At 66.9% G+C, this 23,542-nt stretch carries 12 protein-coding genes; 6 read left to right on the plus strand and 6 right to left on the minus strand.

What is annotated here, in order from left to right; genetic code table 11:
• Positions 1-173: 173 nt before the first annotated feature.
• Complete coding sequence (locus CLT74_RS14030) at positions 174-842, plus strand: hypothetical protein (RefSeq protein WP_143697162.1); 669 nt, start codon at positions 174-176, stop codon at positions 840-842.
• Complete coding sequence (locus CLT74_RS14035; RefSeq protein WP_099846942.1) at positions 839-3,688, plus strand: stealth conserved region 3 domain-containing protein; 2,850 nt, start codon at positions 839-841, stop codon at positions 3,686-3,688. Before CLT74_RS14030 ends, CLT74_RS14035 begins: the two co-directional genes overlap by 4 nt.
• A 108-nt stretch (positions 3,689-3,796) precedes the next feature.
• Here CLT74_RS14035 and CLT74_RS14040 read toward each other — a convergent pair whose 3' ends face one another.
• The gene (locus tag CLT74_RS14040) at positions 3,797-5,596 is read right to left on the minus strand and encodes a stealth family protein (protein WP_099846943.1); all 1,800 of its coding nucleotides are present in this window, start codon (positions 5,594-5,596) and stop codon (positions 3,797-3,799) included.
• Between the two features lie 449 nt (positions 5,597-6,045).
• Between CLT74_RS14040 and CLT74_RS14045 the strand changes: the two genes are divergently transcribed.
• Positions 6,046-6,963 (plus strand): DNA-3-methyladenine glycosylase family protein, encoded by a 918-nt coding sequence (locus CLT74_RS14045; protein ID WP_486582304.1) that lies wholly within the window; start codon positions 6,046-6,048, stop codon positions 6,961-6,963.
• 9 nt (positions 6,964-6,972) lie between these two features.
• Here CLT74_RS14045 and CLT74_RS14050 read toward each other — a convergent pair whose 3' ends face one another.
• The gene (locus tag CLT74_RS14050) at positions 6,973-7,185 is read right to left on the minus strand and encodes a hypothetical protein (protein ID WP_099846945.1); all 213 of its coding nucleotides are present in this window, start codon (positions 7,183-7,185) and stop codon (positions 6,973-6,975) included.
• Positions 7,186-7,321: 136 nt separating this feature from the next.
• On the opposite strand from CLT74_RS14050, the gene CLT74_RS14055 reads away from it, so the two are divergent.
• Together CLT74_RS14055 and CLT74_RS14060 are read left to right on the plus strand one after the other, a co-directional pair.
• Entirely contained in the window at positions 7,322-8,422 is a 1,101-nt protein-coding gene (locus tag CLT74_RS14055) for an ATP-dependent DNA ligase (RefSeq protein WP_099846946.1), read from the plus strand.
• A 33-nt stretch (positions 8,423-8,455) separates the two neighbouring features.
• Positions 8,456-10,039 carry an alpha/beta hydrolase gene (locus CLT74_RS14060; protein WP_099846947.1) on the plus strand — a complete coding sequence of 528 codons (1,584 nt, stop codon included), beginning with the start codon at positions 8,456-8,458 and terminating at the stop codon, positions 10,037-10,039.
• Between the two features lie 347 nt (positions 10,040-10,386).
• Here the strand turns inward: CLT74_RS14060 and CLT74_RS14065 are convergent, their stop codons facing one another.
• The 4 genes from CLT74_RS14065 to CLT74_RS14080 all read right to left on the minus strand — a co-directional run bounded on the left by CLT74_RS14065 (position 10,387) and on the right by CLT74_RS14080 (position 22,531).
• Positions 10,387-10,815 (minus strand): SUKH-3 domain-containing protein, encoded by a 429-nt coding sequence (locus tag CLT74_RS14065; RefSeq protein ID WP_158240268.1) that lies wholly within the window; start codon positions 10,813-10,815, stop codon positions 10,387-10,389.
• A 2-nt stretch (positions 10,816-10,817) separates the two neighbouring features.
• Entirely contained in the window at positions 10,818-17,483 is a 6,666-nt protein-coding gene (locus CLT74_RS14070; protein ID WP_099846949.1) for a polymorphic toxin-type HINT domain-containing protein, read from the minus strand.
• A gap of 80 nt (positions 17,484-17,563) precedes the next feature.
• Positions 17,564-21,538, minus strand: a complete 3,975-nt coding sequence (locus CLT74_RS14075) for a LamG domain-containing protein (RefSeq protein ID WP_158240269.1) — start codon at positions 21,536-21,538, stop codon at positions 17,564-17,566.
• A gap of 321 nt (positions 21,539-21,859) precedes the next feature.
• Positions 21,860-22,531, minus strand: a complete 672-nt coding sequence (locus CLT74_RS14080; RefSeq protein ID WP_486582305.1) for a transcriptional regulator — start codon at positions 22,529-22,531, stop codon at positions 21,860-21,862.
• A gap of 62 nt (positions 22,532-22,593) precedes the next feature.
• Here CLT74_RS14080 and CLT74_RS14085 point away from each other — a divergent pair, with 62 nt between their 5' ends.
• Positions 22,594-23,319, plus strand: coding sequence for a DUF899 family protein (locus tag CLT74_RS14085; RefSeq protein WP_099846952.1), 726 nt, complete (start codon positions 22,594-22,596; stop codon positions 23,317-23,319).
• Positions 23,320-23,542 lie beyond the last annotated feature (223 nt).

The raw sequence follows: 23,542 nt of genomic DNA on the forward strand, positions 1-23,542 counted from the left end.
TCGCCCGAGCCACCTGCGACTACTTCGCAGTGCTCGATGGACGAACTATGCATCTACACGCCCTGCTACCCGCCTCCACTGTGCACGTCAAGCGGGTGACTTTGCAGCTTATGCAGGGGCAGCGAGTGGTGTCGTGCCCAGCGTCCGTCGGAGCGGTCGGCGACAGGGTCTCGGTGACGGTCAGGGTCACGTTCGGAGCTGCCCCTGACGAGATTTCGCTGAGCAAGGGCATCTGGTCGCTTGCGCTCGCGGTGTTGGAGGCAGCCGGTGAACGAAAGTTTGCGTTGCAGACCACGGAGCTGACAGATCACGACGGGCCAACGGTATCGAATCCGCCACATCCGGTCTCCGGCTGGCGATACGAACCCGGCTGTGGCAACCAAGGTCTGGCACAACTCACCGTGATGGCTGCGAAGTCCCGAGCCGAAGTCATCAGACTGGAAACCGGGCCGACCGAAGCACGGATTCACGCGCGGCTGGTCGGTGTGGGATCCCTGCAAGATCCGGTAATCGTGTTCACACCGCGCGGTGGCGGACCAGACCTAACGGTACCGATCGACCCGACCGGCGGGCGGTTCGAGTTCTCGGTCCCGTTGGCCGAGTTGTCCGTTGGAGCGCCCGGCACCGAGGTGATCTGGGACGCCTGGGTACGCACCGCACCCGCTCGCATGATCCGCCTAGGCCGCTACCTGCATGACCTACGTGACCCGCGGACCGTCTTACGGGTCAGCCGGACCACCGTGACGGTCGACGACCGACGCTTTGTGGGATACCGGCCCTACTACACCAAGGCCGGCAACCTGGCCGTGGCCTGCCTGCACTTCACGGGGACACCAACATGAAGATCACATTCCTTCTGACCACGGCCGATGAGCTAGGTGGAACTGAACGGGCCATCCTGACTCAGGCCGACTACCTGGCGCGGCGGCACGATGTCGAGGTGATCAGCGTCCTCCGCACCAGCGGGACGAGCTTCTTCGCCATCGACGAGCGAGTGCGTATGCGCTACCTGGTCGACCTCACCGGACCGACCGCCCGGCCACACCGATCGACGCCGGTCGACGACGCCACCTACGACGCCCTGGTACGCGGCACCAGCCGGCTAATCTCGCCGCATTGGGAGAAGCAGTTCAACCGGCTGGCCGACCTAGAGGTCGAACGGGCACTCCGAACCCTCGACACCGATGTCCTGGTCTCCTCGTCACCCGCGCTGATGTCCCTGGCGACCACGTTGGCGCCTCCTGGAGTGGTGACCGTGCACCAGGAGCACCGGCCATCGCAGCTGCGCGGCGGAACCGGACGACCTCTGTTCGAGTTCACCCCACGGCTTGATGCCCTGGTCGTCCTCACTGACCGGACAAAGGACTGGTTCGTCGACACCTTCGGCGCCTCCGCCCCCCGGCTAGAGGTCATCCCTAACAGTATTCCCGACGGCTTCCGACCTCGCTCCGACCTACGCAACCCTGTGGTGGCCATCGCCGGACGCATGGTGCCGGAGAAGCGGATCGACCACGCAATTCGCGCCTTTGGCAAGGTCGCCGCCGCCCACCCAGATTGGACGCTGAGGGTCTACGGTGACGGCCCGTTGCTGCCGGAAATGCGCCGGCTCGCCGCCGACCTCGGTCTACACAACAATGTTCAGCTCGTTGGTGCGACCGACCGGATGACTGAGGAGTGGGCGAAGGCGAGCGTCGCGCTGCTCTCGTCAAGAGACGGCGAGGCGCTGCCGCTGGTGCTGCTTGAGGCGTTCGCAGCAGGTGTCCCAGCGGTTAGCTACGACATTCAGACCGGTCCGGCGGAGATCATCACCCACGGTGTTGATGGCCTACTGGTCAGTGCCGGCGATGAGGATCAGCTCGCGCAGGCGCTGACTCGACTCGTCGCCGACGACGAGTTGCGCCGCAGTTTCGGGGCGAATGCCCTCGTCGCCTCCGAGCGCTACCGCATCGAGCCGATCATGCAGCGGTGGGAGAACCTCTTCGCTGAGCTAGTCGCCGAACACGCAAGCAACGAGCAGACCCGCGCTGACCGGCTCGCGACCTGGCTGGCGCGAGCCGGTGGGTCTGGTTTCGCACCCGTCGCTCCCCGACCCGGCCATGTCACGACCGGTCCAGACTTGGAGTCGCTGGAGCAGCAAATCAACGAAGCGGTGCCCGGGTTGGTCCGCAGCGGCGGCAGGCTTAGCGTCGTCCGCGACGACCTGACACCCGCCGATGTCGCGTACGTCAATTTCGCTGCCGTGGTCGACGCGTTGGAGCAGCGCAGCATTACGTACTGGCTCGCCCGCGACCCGGGCGTCCGGTACCGGGTTGTCGTTCCTTTCGACCAGCGTGACGTGGCTCTGGAAGCCTTCGCCACCGCCTTCGCCACCGTTCCCTGCTACGCCGAGACTCTGGCCGCCGGCGCTAAAGTGACATCGGTGACGCTGGCAGCGTGCCTGTCCACGGAGGCACGGGCGGTAGATGCGGCCGGTCTACGCATGTTCCAGCCGATCGTTTCGACCTCCCGCACTCTGCGTTACGGCCCCGCCGTCGGCTGCGATGTCGAATTCTGGAGCCCCACAGAGGACGGCGACTCGCTCACCGCTACCCGTCGCACACTGCTGGGTGACACCGTGCCGGTCGCGGCGATGGTCCCGGCAACAGTCACAATCCGCGACCGGCGACACCCCACGATCGAACCGTTCACCCGCCGACTCGTCTCCGACGTGGACTTCCCCATCGATGTCGTCTACACATGGGTCGATGGCGCTGATCCGGCGTGGTTGGCGAGTAAGAACAGCACCCTGGCGGCTTCGGGGCGGACGCTGATCGACGCTGCGGAGAGCATCGCTCGTTTCCGGGACCGTTCTGAGTTGCGTTATTCGCTGCGCTCTATCGACATGTACGCACCCTGGGTGCGAAACATCTATCTGGTCACCGCTGGGCAGACTCCGGCATGGTTGGACACCGACCATCCGCAAGTAACCGTTGTCGACCATCGAGACGTGTTCGGTTCTCGGGGTGCGCTACCGACCTTCAACTCGCACGCCATCGAATCGCAACTGCACCAGATCGATGGGCTGTCTGAGCATTTCCTCTACTTCAACGATGATGTCTTCCTGGGGCGGTCGGTCCAGCCGACTACGTTCTTCAAGAGCAACGGTCTAGCGCACTTCTTCCTTTCCCCGACCCCCATTCCAATGGTCGACGTCAGCGCGGAGGATGACTTCAACTTCAGCGCGGCGAAAAACAACCGGCGGCTAATCCAGGAGGCATTCGGGCGTACGCTCACGCACGGACTACTGCATGTGCCGCACCCAATGCGTCGCAGTGTGGCGTACGACCTCGATGAGGCATTCGCCGAGGAGGTCAACCAGACTGCGGCGAACAGGCTACGCGACTTCACCGACGTCTCGATCGCCTCCTCGCTGCACCATTACTACGGTTACCTGACCGGGCGCTCCGTACAGGGACACATCCGGGTCGGCTATGTGAACACTGGCGATCCGAGCCAGCACCCGCAGTTGACGCAGATCCTCGTTACCCGCGGCTACGACGCGTTCTGTCTGAACGACACCCACCACGGGAACCTCGACGAGACGGAGCAGAACCGAGTTGTCTCCGGCTTCCTGGAGAGCTATTTCCCGGTCGCCAGCCAGTTCGAGCGCGACAGCGTGCGGAACCGAGCCCTTCGGGCGCGGTTGTAAATCATCCGTGCCGGCGGGACGCGTTCCCGCCGGCACGGAAGCTTCTTGAACAACAGCAGCGGCGCATGCCCTGACGCCTCAAGCGATAGTCGAACGATTGAGGCAGAGTCAGGGCGTCCTGCTGTCGCCGATCCTGTTGAAGCGGGAATTCGGCAGGGTCGGTGCATCGATTTGGTTGGACCGCCGGCTCGTCGGGACGGTCTGCCGGGAGCGGCGCCACAGGGCGCTGGCACCCTGCTTGCGGCGTTCGGCCACCGCCTCATCGGGCAGCTCGAACGGTGCCGGGAAGGGCAGGTAGCGGGGCAGGAAGTCGGCGAGCATCCGTTCCTGTTCCGCCAGCGCGCGAGGATCGGAGTCGGTGTCGTTAAGGCAGAACACGTCGCGGTGGCGTCGGGCCAGCAGCTCGGCGAGGCGGGCCGGGGTCGAGGGATGGCCGAGGTCCGCGTACTCGTACTCGATGTCGGCCGGCACCGCCTGCGCGGTCAGGTAAGCCCAGTACTGGTGCAACGACGACGGGATCGACAGGTCCTCGTGGTGGCGGAAGCGGTGCTGCGCGGTGGCCGTCACGTCGGCCTGCAACACCGCCTCGATCTGGTGCATGATGCTGCGGCGCAGGGCGAACGGTGTGTGCTTCATCTTCTGCGTGATGGTCACACCGAACTGCCGTTGGATGTGCCGGCGGTTGTTCTTCCCGGCGGCGTTCACCGGCGGGTCGGTGGGCTTCGCCTCGCCGAGCCCGAACTGGGCCGGTGAGAGGAAGAACTTGGCGATTCCGTTGGCGTGGAAGAAGTGGGTCGGCAGCAACGGGCGACCCAGGAAGACGTCGTCGTTGAGGTAGAGGAAGTGCTCCGCCAGCCCGTCGATGCGGTGCAGCCGGGACTCGATGGCGTGCGAGTTGAACGACGACAGCCCGCCGAGGTCGGCGAAGAGTTCGGCGTGCGACACGACGGTGATCATCGGGTGGCTCGGATCGAGCCAGCTTGGCAGCTGGCCGTCGGTGACGAGGAAGATCTTCCGCAGCCAGGGGGCGAAGCTGTGCAGCGAACGCATCGAGTACCGCAGCTCGTCCCGGTTGTGATAGCGCGACGAGTTGGCCGCGATCGCGTGCAGCCCACCACCCGGGGCACCCAGCGCGGCCCGCTTGCGTTCCAGCCACTCCGGATCCGAGCCGTCCACCCAGGTGTAGACCGCGTCGATCGGGAAGCCGACCCGGTCCGGGGCGCGGACCGTGAGGTCGCGGCGGGTGCCGTAGGTGTGGTCGTCTGCCTCCGGCACGAAGTGGCTGAGCAGCGCCGCGGCGACCCGGACCCGCTCGGCCCGGGCCGGCGCCTCGTCGATCACCGCGTTGTGCCGGGGGGCGCGGACCACGTCGCCGACCCGGCTCCAGAACTCGATCTCGCAGGCGAACTGGGCACCGAGCACCACCCCGGCCCGGACGTCGGTCACCGGGAACCACACCTGGATGACCTCGGTCGGTTCCAGGTCCGGCTGGTTGCGCCCGGGGCGTACCTCGACGGTGCGTACATGCGCGCCCGACAGCCCCGGCGCCGAACGCACCAGCCGGCGGACGGACTCCCGCTGGTCCACCAGGATCGCCACCGAACTACGCAGGTAGTCGTCGTTACGCAGGCAGTGGTACTCGATTCCGGCGTTCTCCAGGGCCGCGGTGACAGCCGTCAGGTTGCGGTGCCACATCTCCAGCGGCGTCGCCGTGGCCACCACCTCTGCCTCGGCACGGGAACCGTCGTCGGTCACCGGCACCCGCGTGCCGACCGGGTGCAGGGAGTCACTGCCACGCGGCCGGGTGAAGGTACGCACCATTCCGAGCCGCCGGTGCTCGGGGAGCAGATCGAGGAGTCGCCGCCGAAGGGCGGGCGGCAGGAGACGGTAGACGCGCAGCGCAATCATCAGGCGAGCCGTTCAGTGTGGACGGTCACGGCACGATCAGCACGCAGGCGCGCTGAAGTCGATACCGTGCGCCAGGCGCTCTGTGAACAACCGCAGCGGCAGCCATCCCCGTCACCCTTCTGCACAGCTCCCCGTGATGCGCGAAGGGCGATCGGTCGATGGAACATCCGACTCACCGTCCCGTTTCCGGACGGATCTGACCCTGCGCAGGTCGGACCATAGCAGCGTGTTCACCCCTGAGACAGCCGCGCTCCTGTGGTTGGTAACCGTGTCGACACCCGGCCGGACAGATAGATCCGTTGATGCGGGGATTTGCCCCAAGAATCCTGGCCGATCAGGCGGTCCGAAAACCACACGGATGGCTACCGAGAATCAACCGAGCCACGTCTGTCCATCACGTCGAGGTGGGTCCACGACGACCCGCCCGCATGAGGTGGCACAGTGACCTGGTGACCGGGAAGGGACCGAACCTGCGCCGGGTGCTGCGCACACCAGCCGGCTACCGCTTCGCCGCTTCGGTGCGCCCGCTCACCTTCAGTCCGTACGACCCGTGTGCGCGGCTGGTCGCGGGCGTCTTCTGGTGGGCGGCGCGCACGCCCGACGGACCGGCCACCCTCGCCCTGCGCCCCGACGGCGCCGATCTGGTCGCCGAGGGGCACGGCCCGGGCGCCGGCTGGATGGTCGAGCACGCCGACGCGGTGGCCGGGCTCCGCGACGACCTGACCGGATTCGCGGAACTCGCCGCCGCCCACCCCGTGGTGGCCCGGCTCGCCAGTCAGCAGGCGGGGCTACGGATGCCGGCCAGCGGGCTGGTCTTCCCCCGGGTGTTGCGGGCCGTGCTGGAGCAGAAGGTCACCGGCAAGGAGGCCTATCGGGGGTACGCGGCGACGGTGCGCCATTTCGCCGAGCCGGCCCCGGGTCCGGTGCGGCTACTGCTGCCACCCGACCCGGCGGCGATCGCCGCCGCCCCGTACTGGGTCTTCCATCCGTTCGGGGTGGAACAGCGCCGGGCCGAGACGTTGACGCGGGCCGCGCGGGTGGCGGACCGGCTGCAACGATGCGCCGACTCGACCGAGGCCACCCGGCTGTTGCTGTCGATCCCGGGCGTCGGGCCGTGGACCGCCGCCGAGGTCGTCCGGGTGGCCTACGGCGACGCGGACGCGGTGAGCGTCGGTGACTATCACGTGCCCAACACGGTCGCCTGGGCGTTGGCCGGCGAGCCGCGCGGCGACGACGCCCGGATGCTGGCGCTGCTGGCGCCGTTTCGGGGCCACCGGGGCCGGGTCTGCCGGCTGCTGGAGGCCGCCGCCGTGCAGGCGCCGAAGTACGGCCCACGCGCCCCGATCCGCTCCTTCGCCCACTACTGACCGCCGGTATCAGGCGGCCTCGCGCAGGTCAGCCAGGTCGACAGGGGTACGCCGACGCAGCAGCTCCGCCAACTCGTCCACCGAACCCACCTCGCCGAGCACGTTCTTGCCGCCACCGAAGCGCCGGGGGTAGTGGTGCACCAACCGGTACACGTACCGGCCGTGGATCAGCTCGACGCTCACCCGCCACCGTCCGCAGCACCTGCACACCCACTCCACCACCTCGCGAAAGTAGCTCTGACCTGCGCTTTTCCGATTCGCCCGGGTGGGACGTCACGGGCCTGAGGCGGACACGCCGCCCACCGGGCGGCCGTGATCCGGGTCACCACTGTCGGCACCGTCTGGTTGACTGATCGGCGTGGACCTGCCGATCAACCCGCCGGTGGAGCCGATGCTCGCCCGCAGTGTCAGCTCGATCCCCACCAGCCCGGGGATGACCTACGAGCCCAAGTGGGACGGCTTCCGCTGCATCGTCTTCCGCGACGGTGACGAGGTGGAGCTGGCCAGCCGGGGCGGCAAGATGATGACCCGCTACTTCCCCGAGGTGGTGGAGCAGGCCCGCCGGCAACTGCCGCCGCGCTGCGCGGTCGACGGTGAGCTGATCGTGATCCGCCGCGACGGCCCGGGCGGGCAGCCCCGGCTCGACTTCGAGCTGCTGGCCCAGCGCATCCACCCGGCGGCGTCCCGGGTGAAGCTGCTCGCCGAGACGACCCCCGCCGACTTCGTCGCCTTCGACCTGCTCGCGCTCGACGACGAGAGCCTGCTCGACGCCCCCTACCCGACCCGCCGGGCCCGACTGGAGCAGGCGCTGTCCGGGGTGCGACCCCCGGTGCACGTCACCCAGATCACCACCGACGCCGAGGTGGCGCGCCGCTGGTTCGACGTCTTCGAGGGCGCCGGCCTGGACGGGCTGATCGCCAAGCCCGCCGACCTGCCGTACGAGCCGGGCAAGCGGCTCATGTCCAAGGTCAAACACGCCCGCACCGCCGACGTGGTGGTGGCCGGGTTCCGCTGGCACAAGTCCGGCCCGGTGGTCGGTTCGCTGCTGCTCGGCCTGCACGACGACGCGGGGGTGCTGCACCACGTCGGGGTGAGCGCCTCGTTCACCATGGCCCGCCGCGCCGAGCTGCTGGAGGAGCTGGCCCCCTACCGCGACGCCGGGGACGAGCACCCGTGGGTGCACGGCGACCACGAGCGCGGGCAACGCATCCCGGGCGGAGTCAGTCGGTGGACCGGCACGAAGAACCTCGAATGGGAACCGCTGCGCCCGCAACTCGTGGTCGAGGTCGCGTACGACGCGATGGAGGGTGACCGGTTCCGGCACACCGCGCGCTTCGTTCGCTGGCGACCCGACCGCGACCCGCTCTCCTGCCGATACGATCAACTTGACCGGCCGGTCCGGTTCGACGTGGACCAGGTGCTGCGGGGTGACCCGGCGGTGTCGACCGGGTCCGCATAGCTTGGCCGTCGACCTGATCACGGAGGCTCGTTCGTGACCCGTACGCCCGACCGGATCCGCCGTTTCCGGCTCACCGTGGCCGGCCTGACCGCCGCCGTCGTGGTCACCGCCGGCTGCACCCTGCCGGCGTTCGCGCCGCGCACCGACGTCGACGGCGAGGCCGCGGCACCGGGAGCCGCGCCCACCTGGCAGTCCTGCCCCGAGGTGGCCGACGAGGTGGTCGGGCGGCAGGCACCGGACATCAGGTACGAGTGCACCCGCATCCAGGTGCCGCGTGACTGGGCGGGCGGCAGCGCCGCCACGACCGGTCCCGGTGCCGGTGAGACCTTCGAGATCGCCCTGCTCCGGGCCCGCTCCACGAACCAGCGCGACCGGATCGGCTCCCTGCTGATCAACCCGGGCGGCCCCGGCGGATCGGGCGTCGACACCGCCGTCTACCTCACCTTCGGCGAGCAGTACGGCGGCCTGCCCGACGCCATCCTCGAACGCTTCGACATCGTCGGCTTCGACCCACGCGGCGTGGCCCGGTCCAGCCCTGTCGAATGCATCCCGGACGCCGACCTCGACGCCGTCTTCGGTTACAACCCCGACCCGGAGAGCCAGGCGTCGTTCGACGACTTCGTCGCGCTCAACAAGCAGATCGGTCAGGGCTGCGGCGCCAAGTACGGCGACCAGCTGCCGCTGTACGGCACCGAGCAGGCCGCCCGCGACATCGACGCGATCCGGGCCGCCGTCGGCGACGAGAAGCTGACCTACCTCGGCTACTCCTACGGCACCCTGCTGGGGGCCACGTACGCCCAGTTGTTCCCGCAGCGGGTGCGGGCGCTTGTGCTCGACGGCGCGGTCGACCCCCGGCAGGGGCTTATCGAAGGTTCGGAGAGCCAGGCAAGGGGCTTCGAACGCGCCTTCGACAACTTCACCCGCTGGTGCGCGGCGAACGCGGGCCGCTGCCCCATCGCCCCCGACGCCCGGGCGGCCGTCACCTCCGCGATCGACAAGGCCGAGGTCTCCCCCGTCCGCTCCGCCGACGGGCGGGAAGCCACCGCCGGCTGGGTCTTCTACGCGATTGTCTCGTCGTTGTACTCCGAGCCCGGCTGGCAGCAACTCGCCCAAGCCATCGACAGGCTGAACAAGGGCAACCCGACAGAGGTGTTCCGGCTCGCCGACAACTACACCGACCGCGACTCAGACGGCCGCTACAGCAACCTGTTCGACGCCAACCTGGCCATCAACTGCGCCGACGAGGAGGAACGCCCCGACCTGGAGCGGATCCGCCAACTCCAGTCCGAGTGGCGGAGCCGGTACCCGCTCTTCGGCGCACCACTCGCCTCCGGTCTGGTCTCCTGCACCGAGTGGCCGGGCGGCAGCGACCCCTACCCGACCGGCCGCGCCGAGGGTGCCCCGCCGATCCTTGTCGTCGGCACCACAGGCGACCCGGCGACGCCATACGAGCAGACCCCGGCGCTGGCCGAGATGCTGGGTGTCGGCCGGGTGCTCACCTGGGAGGGCGAGGGCCACACCGCCTACCCGCAGACGACCTGCATCACCGAGGCCGTCAACGCGTACCTGATCGACCTGACCGTCCCGCCCGAGGGCAAGCGCTGCCCCGCGCGCTAGCTGAGGACGTTAGGTTTGCTCAGTAGTGAGCGTAGAGGCTGCGGATCTCGCTGGCGGCATCGCGAACAAGTCGCTCCAGTACCTGTGGCAACTCGCAGCCCGTGCGGCCAGGCTGCGCGATCGTTTGTGGGCCATCGCAACTGGGGTGAGACGACCGGAGGGCCGGCCAAGACGGAGAGCGAATCCCCGCTGAACGCGCTCGGCCCAGATCTGGCGCGATCCACGAGTCGGCGTATCAGGTAGACATAGGAGAGGCCGTGCGATCAGGCCCGGCCGGAAGCTGTGCAAGAACCAGCAGCGGATGAGCGGCAATCCGTAGCATTCTCGTCGATACCTCTCATAAGACTTCACTCACACAGCATCACATGAAGCGCTTCGGCGGGAGTAGGTGCGATGACCTTTGAGTCAGATGCATCCAAGCTTACGAGCACCATGCCGCCACTCCCTACAAAAACGCTATCTACAACATTCCAAGTGCCGATGGGGCAGAATTGTTGCCCATAGCGCGTCGGCCATTCTTCAAACGGCGCCGTCGAATACCCCTGAACATCGGTCGGATCGATCAAGATACTGTTCGAGTGGTCAATATTGAAGAGCTCAAGCCCACCGAGCGAACTCCACAGAGAAACGGCAAGATCATTCAAGCTGAATCCGTCCTGCGTAATCTCCTCTAGCCAAGAAGTAATATCGATGCGGCGATCCGGATTCCATCCACAGCGCCCCAGTTCCCTCCACACACACTCACTGCCACCTTCCAGCCAAGCCGGAAACTCCATCGTTAGATACCTCCAGCCCCATCCGTCCATCTGTGACGCAGCGCCTTCATCCGGGGTTGGCACCGGTCAGGGCATGGAGGAATGGCGTTTGGCTTCTTTGGCGAGTTCTTTGGACGCAAACGAACGGCCCGGAAGACTCCCCCGATAATACCTCGAAACCCCTCCGCCCGATATGCCTTGATCAGACAATGCACCTCAGCGCATCCCATGTGCTGCCGTGGATTCGCCTCCCTCAGTAGCCTTTTGAGAGGAACTGGGAGCTTTATTCCAAGGGACTTCCAGCCCGACCTGCCGAAATATCTAGCACCAGAAGGGGACACATATTCGGCAGCTACCGTCGGTGTTTCGCCCTTACTTCCACGAAGCTTATCCGCATATTCGTCGAGACTGCACGCCTCCGGATCGCCACCGACGTTGTGGACAAGAACGTTCGATTCACCAATCAGAATGAAGTAAGTGTGAATCTCGTCAACAGTCAAGTTGTGAACTGTCGCGATCGCGCCATACGCGACAACGTCAATAACCGCGACCCGGGAGCCATCCGGGGTAAGTAGCGTATCGCCCAGTTTCAGATGTTCAGCGCGCAACCATTGCTGCCGAGTGTCGGCCCAGAACGGGTGCCCGTCGGTGGCGGTGACCGATCCGTCCGCTACACCATCGCCGTTGGCGTCAATGCTGATGTCAATGAGAGTCTTGTCACCCTCATCCGCGATCAGCGCGGTTACCGGACGGGAACCTCCTTTCCCTGTTTCCGGCTCGGCGGACCAGACCACATCATTGAGTTGAATTTCCTCGATGGCCTTGTAACTACCGTCCGCCATTAGTACCGGAGTACCGGGAAGGAAGCTGTTACATCCTCGCGGTTTACCCTTCACCGCACTCTTGACTGCCCCGGCACCGCGGGCGGCGGTCTTGGCCTGGCGGACGCCGGGGACCATGCCCGCCACGCCCATAGCGCAGTCAACCCCGCTGCCGCCCGCACAGGTTTTGATCGTGTCGATCGCTCCGGCGACTGCGGCTACCGCACCCGCAGCCGCTGCTACCACCTGCGCTGGCGGCGGCAGCACGGCGGACACCATCGCCACAGTGCCGGCGACCGCGGAGATGGTGCCGGCGTTGTTGACCACCGTCTTGGCGACCGACGTAGCTGCGTTGGCGATTCCACCGCCGAGTTTCTTGGCCGCACCCCAGAAGAGCCCGTCCGGGTCGGCGAAGGTGATCGGGTTGTTGTTCGCGTACGCGAACGGGTGCATCCTTTGCGGGTCGTACTCGTCGGTCTGCGGGTCGACGGAGATGAAGGTGCCCAACGCCGCGTCGTAGAACCGGGCACCCAGCAACGACAAGCCCGTCGGATCCTCGATACCGCCGACGAAGCCGCGCTGCCCCGAAGGCCAGGTGCCACCAGCGCCGCCGGAACGCTTGTTGCCGTACGGGTCGGAGTAGCGGACCGTGTCGACCCGGGTCACCGAGTTGACCGCCCAGTGGGCCGAGTCGTGCTGATCCGACGCCAGCCAGATCAGATCCTTCGCACCGCTGGCGGTGGACGCCGTACGTGAAGCGATGACATCACCGGCGTGCTCGTAGTAGCGGGTTGCCGTCTTGTTCTGGCCGGAGACGGTCAGCTCATGGCCGGCCACGAAGACGGTGGCGTCGCCGTTCGGGTCGATTCGGGCGATCCGGTTGCCGTCCACGTCGTAGTGCATCCGGGTGGTGCCGTCGGGTCCGGTGATCTCGCTGAGCTTGCCCTGGGCGTTCCAGTCGAGGGTTTCGGTGACCCCGCCGACCCGTCGGTAGGTCAGGTTGCCGATGGCGTCCCAGTCGTAGTGGTCGACCCGCTCACCAGTGGTGACCGTCCGCACCGCGTGCGGCTGCCCGCCGGTGGCGGCGTACCCGTAGGTCGAGGTCACGCCGGTGCGCTTGTCGGTCACCGACTCGCGAGAGCCGGCCCTGTCATAGGCGTACGACTTCCAGTACGGCGACACTCCACCCACATCGCTCGACTGCGGGGTGCCGGCACACGTGCTCGTGCTCTGCGTCCATGCCTGGGTCAGCCGACGCAACTGGTCGTACTGGAAGCACTGGACGTCGCTGTCACCGGGCCGGGCGTTGCCGTCGTTGTCCTGCGGCCGGTTGGCCATCGACAGCACGTTGCCCGCCGGATCGTACTTGTAGTTCAGGGCGGCGACGTTCGTGATGCTGGCGTCGCGGTCGAAGTAGAACTCGGTCAGCCGCCGGGTCACGTCGTCGTAGACGTAGGTCTGGTACGCCTGCGGCTTGTTGTCAATGCCGAGCTTGCGTTTCAGCAGTTCACCGTAGGGCGAGTAGGTGGCGTCGTCGACGTAGACGGTCACCGTGCGGGACGACAGCAACTCGCCCAGCAGCCGTTTCACGTTGCCCAGGTCGTCGTAGGTGTAGTTGAGCATTTCCCGCTCAAGACCACCCACCCTGGGCATAGTGACCCGTTCGGGCGAGCCGTCGACCTTGAACGAGAAGGTGGAGACGTAGGTGCCCGCGGCACCGGCCAGGCCAGGCATGGCCGGCACGACCGACTCCTCGTCGCGGACCTGGTAGGCGTCGTTGTAGTCGAAGATCTGACGCGTGAAGTGGTAGCCGTCGACGATCGACAGCTGCTTGGTCAGGTGCCCCTTGGCGACGGTGTCGTAGGTCCACTCGGCGGCGAGTTGTCCGTTGACCAGCCGCTTGTATTGCCGCCCGAGCAGGTCGTACTCGGTGGAGATCACCTCGCCCCGCGCGTCGGTCGAGGAGGTTACGTCATCGCTGTTGTCGTACGTCAGGGTGGTGACGCCCTTGTCCGGGTCGGTGGTGCGTCGCTCCCGTCCCCGCAGGTCGTACTCGTACTGCCACACCTTGCCGGTCGGGCCGGTCACGGTTTTCAGGTCGTCGCGCGGGGTGTACGAGTACGTCGTGGTGTCGAACCCACCGGTGGGGGTGCGTCCGTGGAACTGACGCAGCTCGATCGTCCGGTCGTGGACGTCACTGAGAGTGGCAGTTGCGGTGCCGCCGAGCGGCGGGGTGACCGTCACCTGCCAGCCGTCCGGGTTACCGCCGTAACCGGTGACAGTTGCCCAGAGCTGACTGTCCCCCGACCACAGCCCTTCGTTGATCACCCGACCGACCGCGTCGTGGCTGAACACCGTCCGCACCCGGTCGGCGCCCGGGTTCAGCTCCAGCAGCCCGGTGCCGGGTTGGCCTGTGACGTATGCCGGACCTGCCTGGTACGCCTCCAGACCTCGGTCGTTGTAGCCGGTCGAGGACACCAGGCGTCGGCCGTCGAGGGCGTCCTCCTGGGTCTGCACGGGCCGGTAGAGGGAGTCGAAGAGCCCGATCTCGGTGATGTAGTTGCCGTTGGGGCCGAGCCGCTTCGTGGTGACGGCCAACGGCCCGTCGGCGCGTACCAGGTAACCGAACTCCAGGTTCGGCGTCTGGGTCGCCTTGGCCCGGCCGGGCAGCCACACCTTGGTGAGTCGGCCCAGCGGGTCGTGCGCCAGGTCGGTGCGCTTGTTGTTCGCGTCGACCACGGCAGTCGGCTCGGCCCAGGCCGGCTGCTGATAGGTGGTGACCTTGTGTTGGAGGGGGTTGAGGGTGACCGTCTGAGTCACCGGACCCGGTCCCGCCGGGGTGTACGCGGTGGTGGTGACGCCACCACGGGCGTCCGTCACGCTCTCGACCCGACCCAGATCGTCGTAGCTGGTACGGGAGGTGGTGGCGTAGACCGGCCCACCGTTCCAGGTGTCGAGGGTGTCCTCGCGGGTTACCAACCCGTCGCTCGGGGTGGCACCGTGAGTTTCCGAGCCGTCGTGATAGGTCCGGACGTCGGAGACGACGTCGTCCGGGCGGGAGATCGTCGCACCGCACGCCTTGGAAACGGTCTCCACCCGGGACACGGCAGCCCGGATCCATGCGGTGTCGTTGCTGACGTACGTGGTGCGGGTGCAGGTCTCGTCGCCGCTCTTCACGGTGTCCCCCAGATCGGACACCGTCTCCGGCAGGCCCTCCGAGGTGTACGTCGTCCGGGACTCGGTGCGCGCCCACTTGTTCGGCGCGAGGAGCTTCCGGGTCTTCTGCACCGATGGACCACTCAGGTATGCGCGGGCGGTACCTCCGTCGTGGTCACGCTCGGCGGTCTGGCGGGTCCAGTACTGCGTGGTGGACGCCTCGACCACTGTCGTGTTGTCGAGGGTCGCCTCCTCCAGAGGCATACCGGCCAGCGCCGGGTGGTCGGCGAAGGTGTTGCCCTCGGAGTCCGAAACCTGCACGTCGCGTCGCCCTCCGCCGGGCAACGGCTGGTCGTGCAGGCCACGGTGGAACCGCTTCCGGGTGGTCAGTGGTACGCCCTGGCCGGGCTCACCGACCTTGGTGACCACCTGGGAGTAGCCGCGCCACTGCCCGTACGTGCGGTGCTTCTTCTTGGTGAACTCGCTGTCGTCGTAACCCCACAGGGTCCCCGTGCCACCGCCGGTGGTGGAGTAGTCGTAGGTGGTGGTGATGGCGGGCTGGTCGGCGGTGCGGTCGATTTCGGAGATCTCGGTGACCACGTACTTGCGGAACCAGTCCAGCTTCGGCGAGGCGTAGCCGTCCGGCGTCCAGTACACCGGGAAGCAGAGCCGGGAGTTGTTCTCCGGCGCGGCCGGCACGTCGTTGTAGTCGCAGTCCGGCTCGGAGTACGTGACGTGGATGTCGGCGCCCGACTCGGTGCGGATGTTCTGGATCCGCCACCTGGAGAACAAGGGCGCCCCGGCGAGCACGTTGGCTCGGTTGGACAGTTCCACTCCGGTGAACCGCACCGCCGGCTCGGTGACGGTGCCACCGACGTGCCCGGCGTGCACGATCTCCTTCAGCCACAGCGACGCCGAGCCGGCCACCTTCGGTGCCTTGAACTCGTGGGTCAGCGCCCACGACTCGACGTCCGAGAAGTCGCTGCCGTTCCGCACCTGAGTCGTGATCTTCGTGAGCCGCTTGGTGGTGAAGAAGACCGGAGCCAGCTTGTCGGTGCAGGGAGCCGCGTCGCAGTACTTGTCCCACGGTACGTCCGGCCAGTTCGCCTTGACCGGCTTGCCGTCCTTGTGGCACTCGGTGGCCAGGCACCGGTCGGCGACGTCGAACACCACTCGCCCGGTGGCCGCGACGCTCGGGTGATCCGCGTGCAGGCCGTACTCGATCTTCCTCAGGTGGCCGCCGCGGTGGAACGGCTGCCGGTTGTCCTTGTCATCGGCCGCGCCGTAGTAACCGGTTTCGGTCTCGTAGTAGTAGCGGACCGTGTTGCCGTGCACGTCCACGGCCTTGTCCAGCAACCATCGCCACGCCTGCTTGCACGACGAGTCCTTGAAGGCGGTGGCGTGGCATTTCTCGCCGGCGTGGTTGCCGAAGACGGGGATCGTCCATCGGGAGTTCGCCGAGGTGACCTCGCTGGCGAAGAAGTACTGAGTGCCATCCGGCGTGGTGATCGTCCACCGTTCGGTCGTGGCGTTGCCCGATGTGGCCGCGGCGCCCTCCAGGCGGATCCGCCAGTTGCTGTCGTTCTGGACCCGCCAGGTACCGCTGCTGTCGTCCCTGATCAACGAGGCATTGGTGCCGTTGAGCGAGACGGTGACGTTGTGGGAGTCACCCTTCCAGCACTGGTCGTAGGTCTTCTTGTCCTTGTTGTTCGGGTCCTTGCCGTCGACCGCGTCGCGGTCGTCCGTGCAGGTGACGTAGGAGCGCTCGATGAATCCGGGCGCGTACTCCCAGCCGTCCCCGACCCACGACGCCTGGTTGTTGGCACCGGCCATCCGGCCGTCCACCACCTGCGACGAGTAGTCCAACGACACCTCTGGCAGCGGGCCCTCCGCCGGCGGCAGCCGTAGCGGGTTCGAGTACGAGAACGCACCGGAGCTGTCTCCCGCCGTCCACGAGCCCGATGCCTTCAGGTCGGTAGCCTTGTAGTCGCCCTCCTCCGAGGACTCGTCGGCCGTGATGGCGAAGACCATCGGTGCCGCTCCGGAGAGCGTGATCTGAGTCGAGACCGTACTGGTGACCGGGTTGTTTGTGGCCTCGACCGCCTCGATCTCCTGGCACTCGGGCCGCTGCGGGGTGGTCGCCGCGCAGGCCGGCAGCCGCTTGAGGGTCAGCCGCTCACCCCACCCGGCACCGTAGAGTTCGCGGATCCCGGCGTAGTCGAAGGCGGCTTCGATGGCGCCGGCACTGCCGTCGACGACGACAACCGGGCCACTGACACCTAGCCGACGCGAGTGATGCTCGGCCAAGACCTGTACCCGTGCCTGGTCAGGAGCACGTTTACCGGCCACGGCTGAAGCCGTGACGGGCAGGCCGCCAGCGATTCCCCGCACCGTCCGTCCGGACTGCCGGTCGCCGTCGAAGCGTCGGTCCGGCCGAGCCTCCGCGACCGCAAGGCTGGTCTCGCCCGCCGCTGGCCACGTCGCCCGCCCCGCTCCGGTCCATCGGCCACCGTCGTCGGGCAGCGGCGTCCGGTCGATCGGCGCTCGTCGGAGCGATTCGGCCGCGATCGTCTTGACCTCGCGATCGCCGGAGGGCACCTCGGCCGCCTGGGCTGGCTGCGTCGCGGCGAGGGTCGAAGCCACCAGCACCGCGACGGTGCCGAACGTGACGAGTCGTCGGGAACGGGAGGGGACGGTGCGAGGCTGCGACATGACACCTTCCTGACGCAGAGGGGTTGGGGAAAGTCAGGTGGGCGGGGTTGGGGCGGCTTGGGGCCACCCCAACCCACGGCTCAGAGAGCAGCGAGGTCGGCGATCCGATCCGGATCGACCGTGGAGGTCCAGATGCGTACGTCGTCGACGACGCCACCCAGAGGTGCCCAGCGGCGCCCGTCGGCTGCACCGTTGCATCCGATAAGCGTCGGTCCGGCAGCCATCCAGGGCGCCGTGGGGCCGTCTGCCTCTCCCTGCAACTCACCGTTGACGTAGAGCCGAAGCTTGCCGGCCGCAACGTCGTAGACACCGGCCAGGTGCGTCCACGTACCCAACTCTGGCGGCTGCTGCGATTCAGCCGTGTGCCAGATGGCGGAGGTACTGTTCCCGGTCGACGGGATGCCGAAATGCCAGCGATCGTGGGTCGGGTTGTACTTCAGATAGAAGCCACCGTGCACATTGCCGACCTGTGAGATCACGGTGTGGTGGTCGCTCGTCTGTTCCAGTAGCACCCATGCGGCCACGGTGAAGGAGGCATCGGTTCGTACTGCCGGACCGGCCGACTCCGCGCAGGAGTTGTCGGAGAGTTCCAGGCCAAGTGCACCGTCACGGCCGAAACCCCTGTCACGCGCCCAGGCATACGGTCCAGTGATGGTCAGGTCGCGACCGTTACCTGACCAGTCCGTCAGATAGGTAGGGGTATCGCTCGCTGGGCCGTCCAGCGGCCACATCCCCTCCAGCTTCACTGCTGGATTGCCCCCATGTGCCGCAGCCACCTCAGCCGCGCTCAGCACACCCCGCCAAGCACGAACCCCGGAGATCGCCCCGTCGACGTAATCGCGATGAGCACCGGCGTACAAGGTGCAGCCGACGGTCATTGCTCCGCTCGCTTTCCAGGGCCCCCCAGTGCGCGTGATCGACGATCTCAACACACCGTTGATATACAAACTCATCCGTTGGTTTCCGGCGTCGTAGACGCCGGTCAAATGGGTCCACCTACCAACGTCGGCGCTCATCGGAGTAAGAGACCCGCTCCACTGGGAGGTTGAGTTCTCATCGTCCGAGACCTTCATCATCAACGCCCAGTACGGGATGCCGGCCGAATGCCGAACGCCGAGGTACCAGCCACTAACCCGATTGCCATCCTGTCCAAGCACGTTCTGGTCGAGCGCGCCCAGCGTGGCCAACTTGACCCAAGCCGACACGGAGAACGACTCGTCGGTACGCAGCACCGGACCGTCCGTGGTTGCGCACTGCGTGCCGTTGAGCACCATTGCCGACTCGGCCCGGCCGTACTGATCGTCTTCCCAGGATGCGGTGTCCGGCGGCACCAGATCGGTGGATCGGCCCGTGGACTCGCTCCCGCTGCCACGCAGCTGCCAGTTTCCGACTTCACCGGCGGGCAGTTCGGTGGCCGCGCGCGCGATTTGCGCATCGGAGAGCAGGCCCTGCCACATGCCAAGGTGATCAACTGAACCTATCAGCTGGTGCCAGTCAGTGGTCGCGCCGCCGGCACAACCGACCAAAAGTCGGCCTTGCGCATTCCAAGGAGCGAACGGGATCGTTCCTTCGCCGGCAAGCTGACCACCGACATAGAGGCGCATGACTCGCGCAACCGGGTCTACAGTCGCCGCAAGGTGCTGCCACACGCCGAGCGCAGATGACGCTGGCGCCAGGACGGTGGCAAAGGTTGGGGTGTTGACGTCGCCGCTGGTCAGTGCCAACTCCCAGCGGTCATGAAGCCCGTGATACTGGAGATAGAAGGATGGGCGAACTGCACCCGCCTGGGTCACCAAAGCCCTATAAGTGGATTTGTCGTTCAGTTTCACCCAGCCGGCCACTGTGTACTCGGCGTCGGTGCGAATCACTGGCGACGTCTGGGCGCAACCCGTGCCGTCGAAGGTCAACGCAGCGTTGGCGTTACCTCTCCGGTCGGCACCGTACCCTGCCCCATTGCCCAGTGTCAGGTCATGGCCCTGGCCGGAGTCGTCGAGGGCGTCGCCGTCGAAGCGCCAGGCACCCTGTGACTGGGCCTCTGTGATGCGGCCGGTGAAGAAGTTGTAGGCGGTACGCACCGAGTAGTTGCCGGCGATGTCCTGGGCCCAGACGTAGACGACCGTACGTCCGACCTCCGGTGTGAACGTGAGGGTGGTCGTACCCGTCGACGCCTTGAAGTTCTGCTGGGCGTCGACCCCGATGCCGTACGCGAACTGCTTCATGCCCGAGCGAGCGTCGGTGGATCTGAAGGAGAGCGTCACCGGCTGACCCTCGATCGGGGTGCCGGAGGTACGGGTGACCACCGGTGCGGTGGGTGGGGTGTGATCCAGCCGGAAGTAACAGAGGCTTGTCCAGTCGGTGTCGTCCACTCCGTCGGTGCCCCGGATCCGCCAGTTGTAGTTCCCCTCGGCCAGCGTGGGTGCGGGCCAGGATCGCTCGGCACCCGTTTTGGTCGAACCCGAGGTGCTTTCGGCGGGACTGGTCGGACCGTTGAGGTCGAACCGGATCTTAACGGTGCCGTCGCCGTCGCTGGCCTTGCCCCACAACGTCGGCGTGCGGTTGGTGATCCACGGCCCCGGCGACGTCTTGGCGCAGGCACCGCCAGGGGTGGTCCGGACCGCCACCGGTGAATGCGGCTTGTGCTGGTACTCCGTGATCAGCTTTACCTTGGCCGGGTCGAACTTGGCCCATCGTCCACCGCTCTCGGTTGCCATCCGCAGACCAAAGGTGATCGAGGTGTAGCCTTCGTCTGCGTGACGTTGAACATGGTGGCCAATCTGCGTGCCGTTGAAGGTCATCCAGTCAGCAGCTTGGCCGCACCCGGCGTTCGCCTTGCCCAGCTTGGTCTGCAGCGGCTCGCCGTGCAGCCACTTGTCCTTCATGCCGTTCCAGGTGGGTGTGTTGGCGGCCAGAGAGTTCGTCTGCCAGACGGAGATCGACTCACCGTCGCAGTCGGCGGTGTGTACGACGTAGGCGTCCAGGCTCGCTCTGTCGATCAACCGCTTGCCGGCCAGCGCTGACGTGTCGAAGTAGAAGTGTGATCGCCAAATGTCGCCGTGGTCGTCATGGTTCGATCCGACGCGGGCGACCTCCCTGGGCCATTCGCTGCCGGAGGTCCACTGAGTGCTCGGCCTGGAGTCGTTCACCGGAGCCCAGCTGGCCCACTTCTTGTCGTAGGTCGGGTCGATGAAGATCGGGAACCGGCCGGCGTCGAGCAACGCGGGAGCGACGGAAACGCTCAGCAGCCCATCGCTGACCCGTACATCGACGGGCGCGGTCCTGGCCGAGTCTGCCGGACCGCGAGTGGTCGATTGATTCAGATTCCGAGGGGACGGCGCACCGTCGACCAGGAACCCGGACCGCGAACCGGCGTCCTTGGGTGTCGAGTCCCATGCTCTGGCCGGCGGGGCTGCCGCCAGCAGGCCCTCCGGACCAGACACGGTTACACCTCCACCAACGGCAGACACGGTCGCTGTGCCGCCCACGACGTAATCCGTCTCGCGGACCAGCGGATTGGCTGCCGCCGCTGCGCTCTTCACCACGAGGAGGTGGGAGAAGCCACCGCGCTCGGCGCGCACCACGAGGTCAACGTCCGGGTACACGTTCGGATAGGTGATGCTGTCTCCGGCTATCACACCCGGCGGGAGTGGGTCCGCCCAGCCGAGTGAGAAGCTGGCACCACCCCCGGTCATCGTGGCGAAGGCACCCTTCCCGCCCGGCGAGAAGACCACGTCGGCGCTCGAAGCCACCGGTCGCACCAGGCCGTCGGGCCCTACCGTCAACGTGGTGTCGATCGTTGTCCAGTTGCCCTCCTGCCTGGTCCATTGTGGCTCGGCCCACGACTCGAAGGTGAAGTCACCGGAGGGCTGGGCAAAGACCTTCGTCGTCTCCGAGGCCGCTTCCAGCACTTCCACAGGAGCGTCGCACTTCTCGGCCAGAGCCTGAGCCGCGTGCTCCGAAGCCACTCCGGATCGCACATCGCCCGAGCACGGGTCGGCGAGGTTGGCGTTGGCGCGGGTAGCCGGCGGTAGCGTGGCGATGGAGCCAGCCAGCACCACAAGGGCCACAGTGGACCGAATCCAGGCAGGACGAACCGACAAGCCGCACCCCCGTGAAGCAAACGTGATCAAGCTTGCGGCACAACGTACAGATAGATGAAACCCAGCACCAGAGCGAATCTGGGCCGATACTCTCCGCGCACCCCTTACGGTGCAATCGTCGGTTTTAGCGCCGCCAGTAGCTGACAGTGACTGCCGCCGTCCACTCCTGGCGGCCGGACTCGGGTTGCGCTGACTTCGCTGCGGCGAGCTGGCCGATGCTCGCCGCATCCTTCGGTATGGACGGGCACCACCGACAGCAGCCCGATCACCTGGGTCTCGCTATGGGCGGGCGTCCGTGAGGTAATGGCGTACCACGCGGGTGACGGTGCCACGGTCGCCCTCGACGCGTACGGTGCCGGCGCGTTCGGCTTCGGTGAGCGGCAGGCCGCCGAAGAGCACCTCGCTCCAGGCCGTCGAGTCGGCGGTCACGGTCGCCACCGGGTCGACGGCGGCGCCGGGCCGGACGTCCAGCAGCCCGTCGACGGCGGTCAACCGGTTCTCACGTACGGGTGGGTCGGGCTGGCGGGCGTCGTAGAGGCGCAGGGCGGTCGGCGGCAGGCCCTCGGGGACGGGGGGCGCCATGGTGCGCATGGCGAGGACCATGGCGTCGGGGGTCATGCCACCGCTGGTGCGGGGGTCTGGGCCGGACGAGTACCACCGGCCGAGCGAGGCGAGAACCGACTCCAGGCCCCGACCCCACTCGGTGACGGCGTACGCGCGGGTGCGGGCCACGTCGGGCAGGGTCACCTGCTCAAGGATGCCGACCTGCCGCAGGGATCTGAGCCGGTCACTGAGGACTGCCGGGGTGATGCCACGGACGGACTCCTGAAGGTCGGCGAATCGCTTGGGGCCGAGGAGCAGTTCACGGACGACGATGAGCGTCCACCTGTCGCCCACCAGGTCGAGGGCGTTGGCGGCCCGGCAGGCGTCGCCGTGGTGCGCGTAGGTCAACTTGACAGGCAATCCCGATCAACTTCTTTCACACGAGTGGACGCTATGTTTATAGTAGCGGTATGCAGAGTATGGATACACCGCCAGCGCCTCCGGTGGTCGACCGCGACACCTGGCTCCGAGAGCGAAACGCACTGCTCGTCCGGGAAAAGGAGCACACCCGGGCGGGTGATGCCATCGCCGCTGCCCGGCGGCGCCTTCCGATGACCGAGGTCAACCCGGTCAAACTGGTCGGCGAGCAGGGTCCGGTCTCGTTGCTCGACCTCTTCGACGGGCGTGACCAGCTCGTGGTCTACAAGCACATGTGGCACCTCGGCAAGCCGTTCGAGGAGCAGTGCGAAGGCTGCACCATCAGCATCTGGAACTTCCACGAGGCTAGCTACCTGGAGGCACGGGGCATCAGGTTCGCGGTCTTCGCCGAGGGACCGTACGAGGAGATCGCACCGTTCCGCGAGTTCATGGGCTACCTCCACCCGTGGTACTCGACGTACGGCATCGACGAGCCCGCGGTCGCCGGCGGCGGCAACATCGCCTGCTACCTGCGCCGGGGTGACCGGGTGTTCCTCACCTACGAGACGACCGGACGCGGCGTCGAGGCGATCATGGGCTCGCTCAAGCTGCTCGACATGACCGCCTACGGACGACAGGAAGCCTGGGAGGACTCCCCCGACGGCTGGCCGCAGGCCGACCCGACGTACAGCTGGTGGCGCAAGGACGGCCGCCCGGTAGCCCAGTGGACCCGCCCCGGCGCCACGCCCGTCCAGTCGGACCAGCACCACTGCCACTAAAGACCTGAGCCGAGCGCTTGCCCACCTACCCCGGGGCCATCGGCGGCAGACACCACGCCACACCGACCGGCATGTCGCTAAGGGATGGACGCGGACATTACGGATTTAATGGGTCGGTGCTAAGGATCGATGTCGTTGGTGCCGGGTTGTTGCTGGCATTGACCGGCTGCACCGGTAGCCCTCGGACACCTACCAGCACCGAGAAGGCCCCTGGTATCTCGCC

Source organism: Verrucosispora sp. CNZ293 (assembly GCF_002754655.1).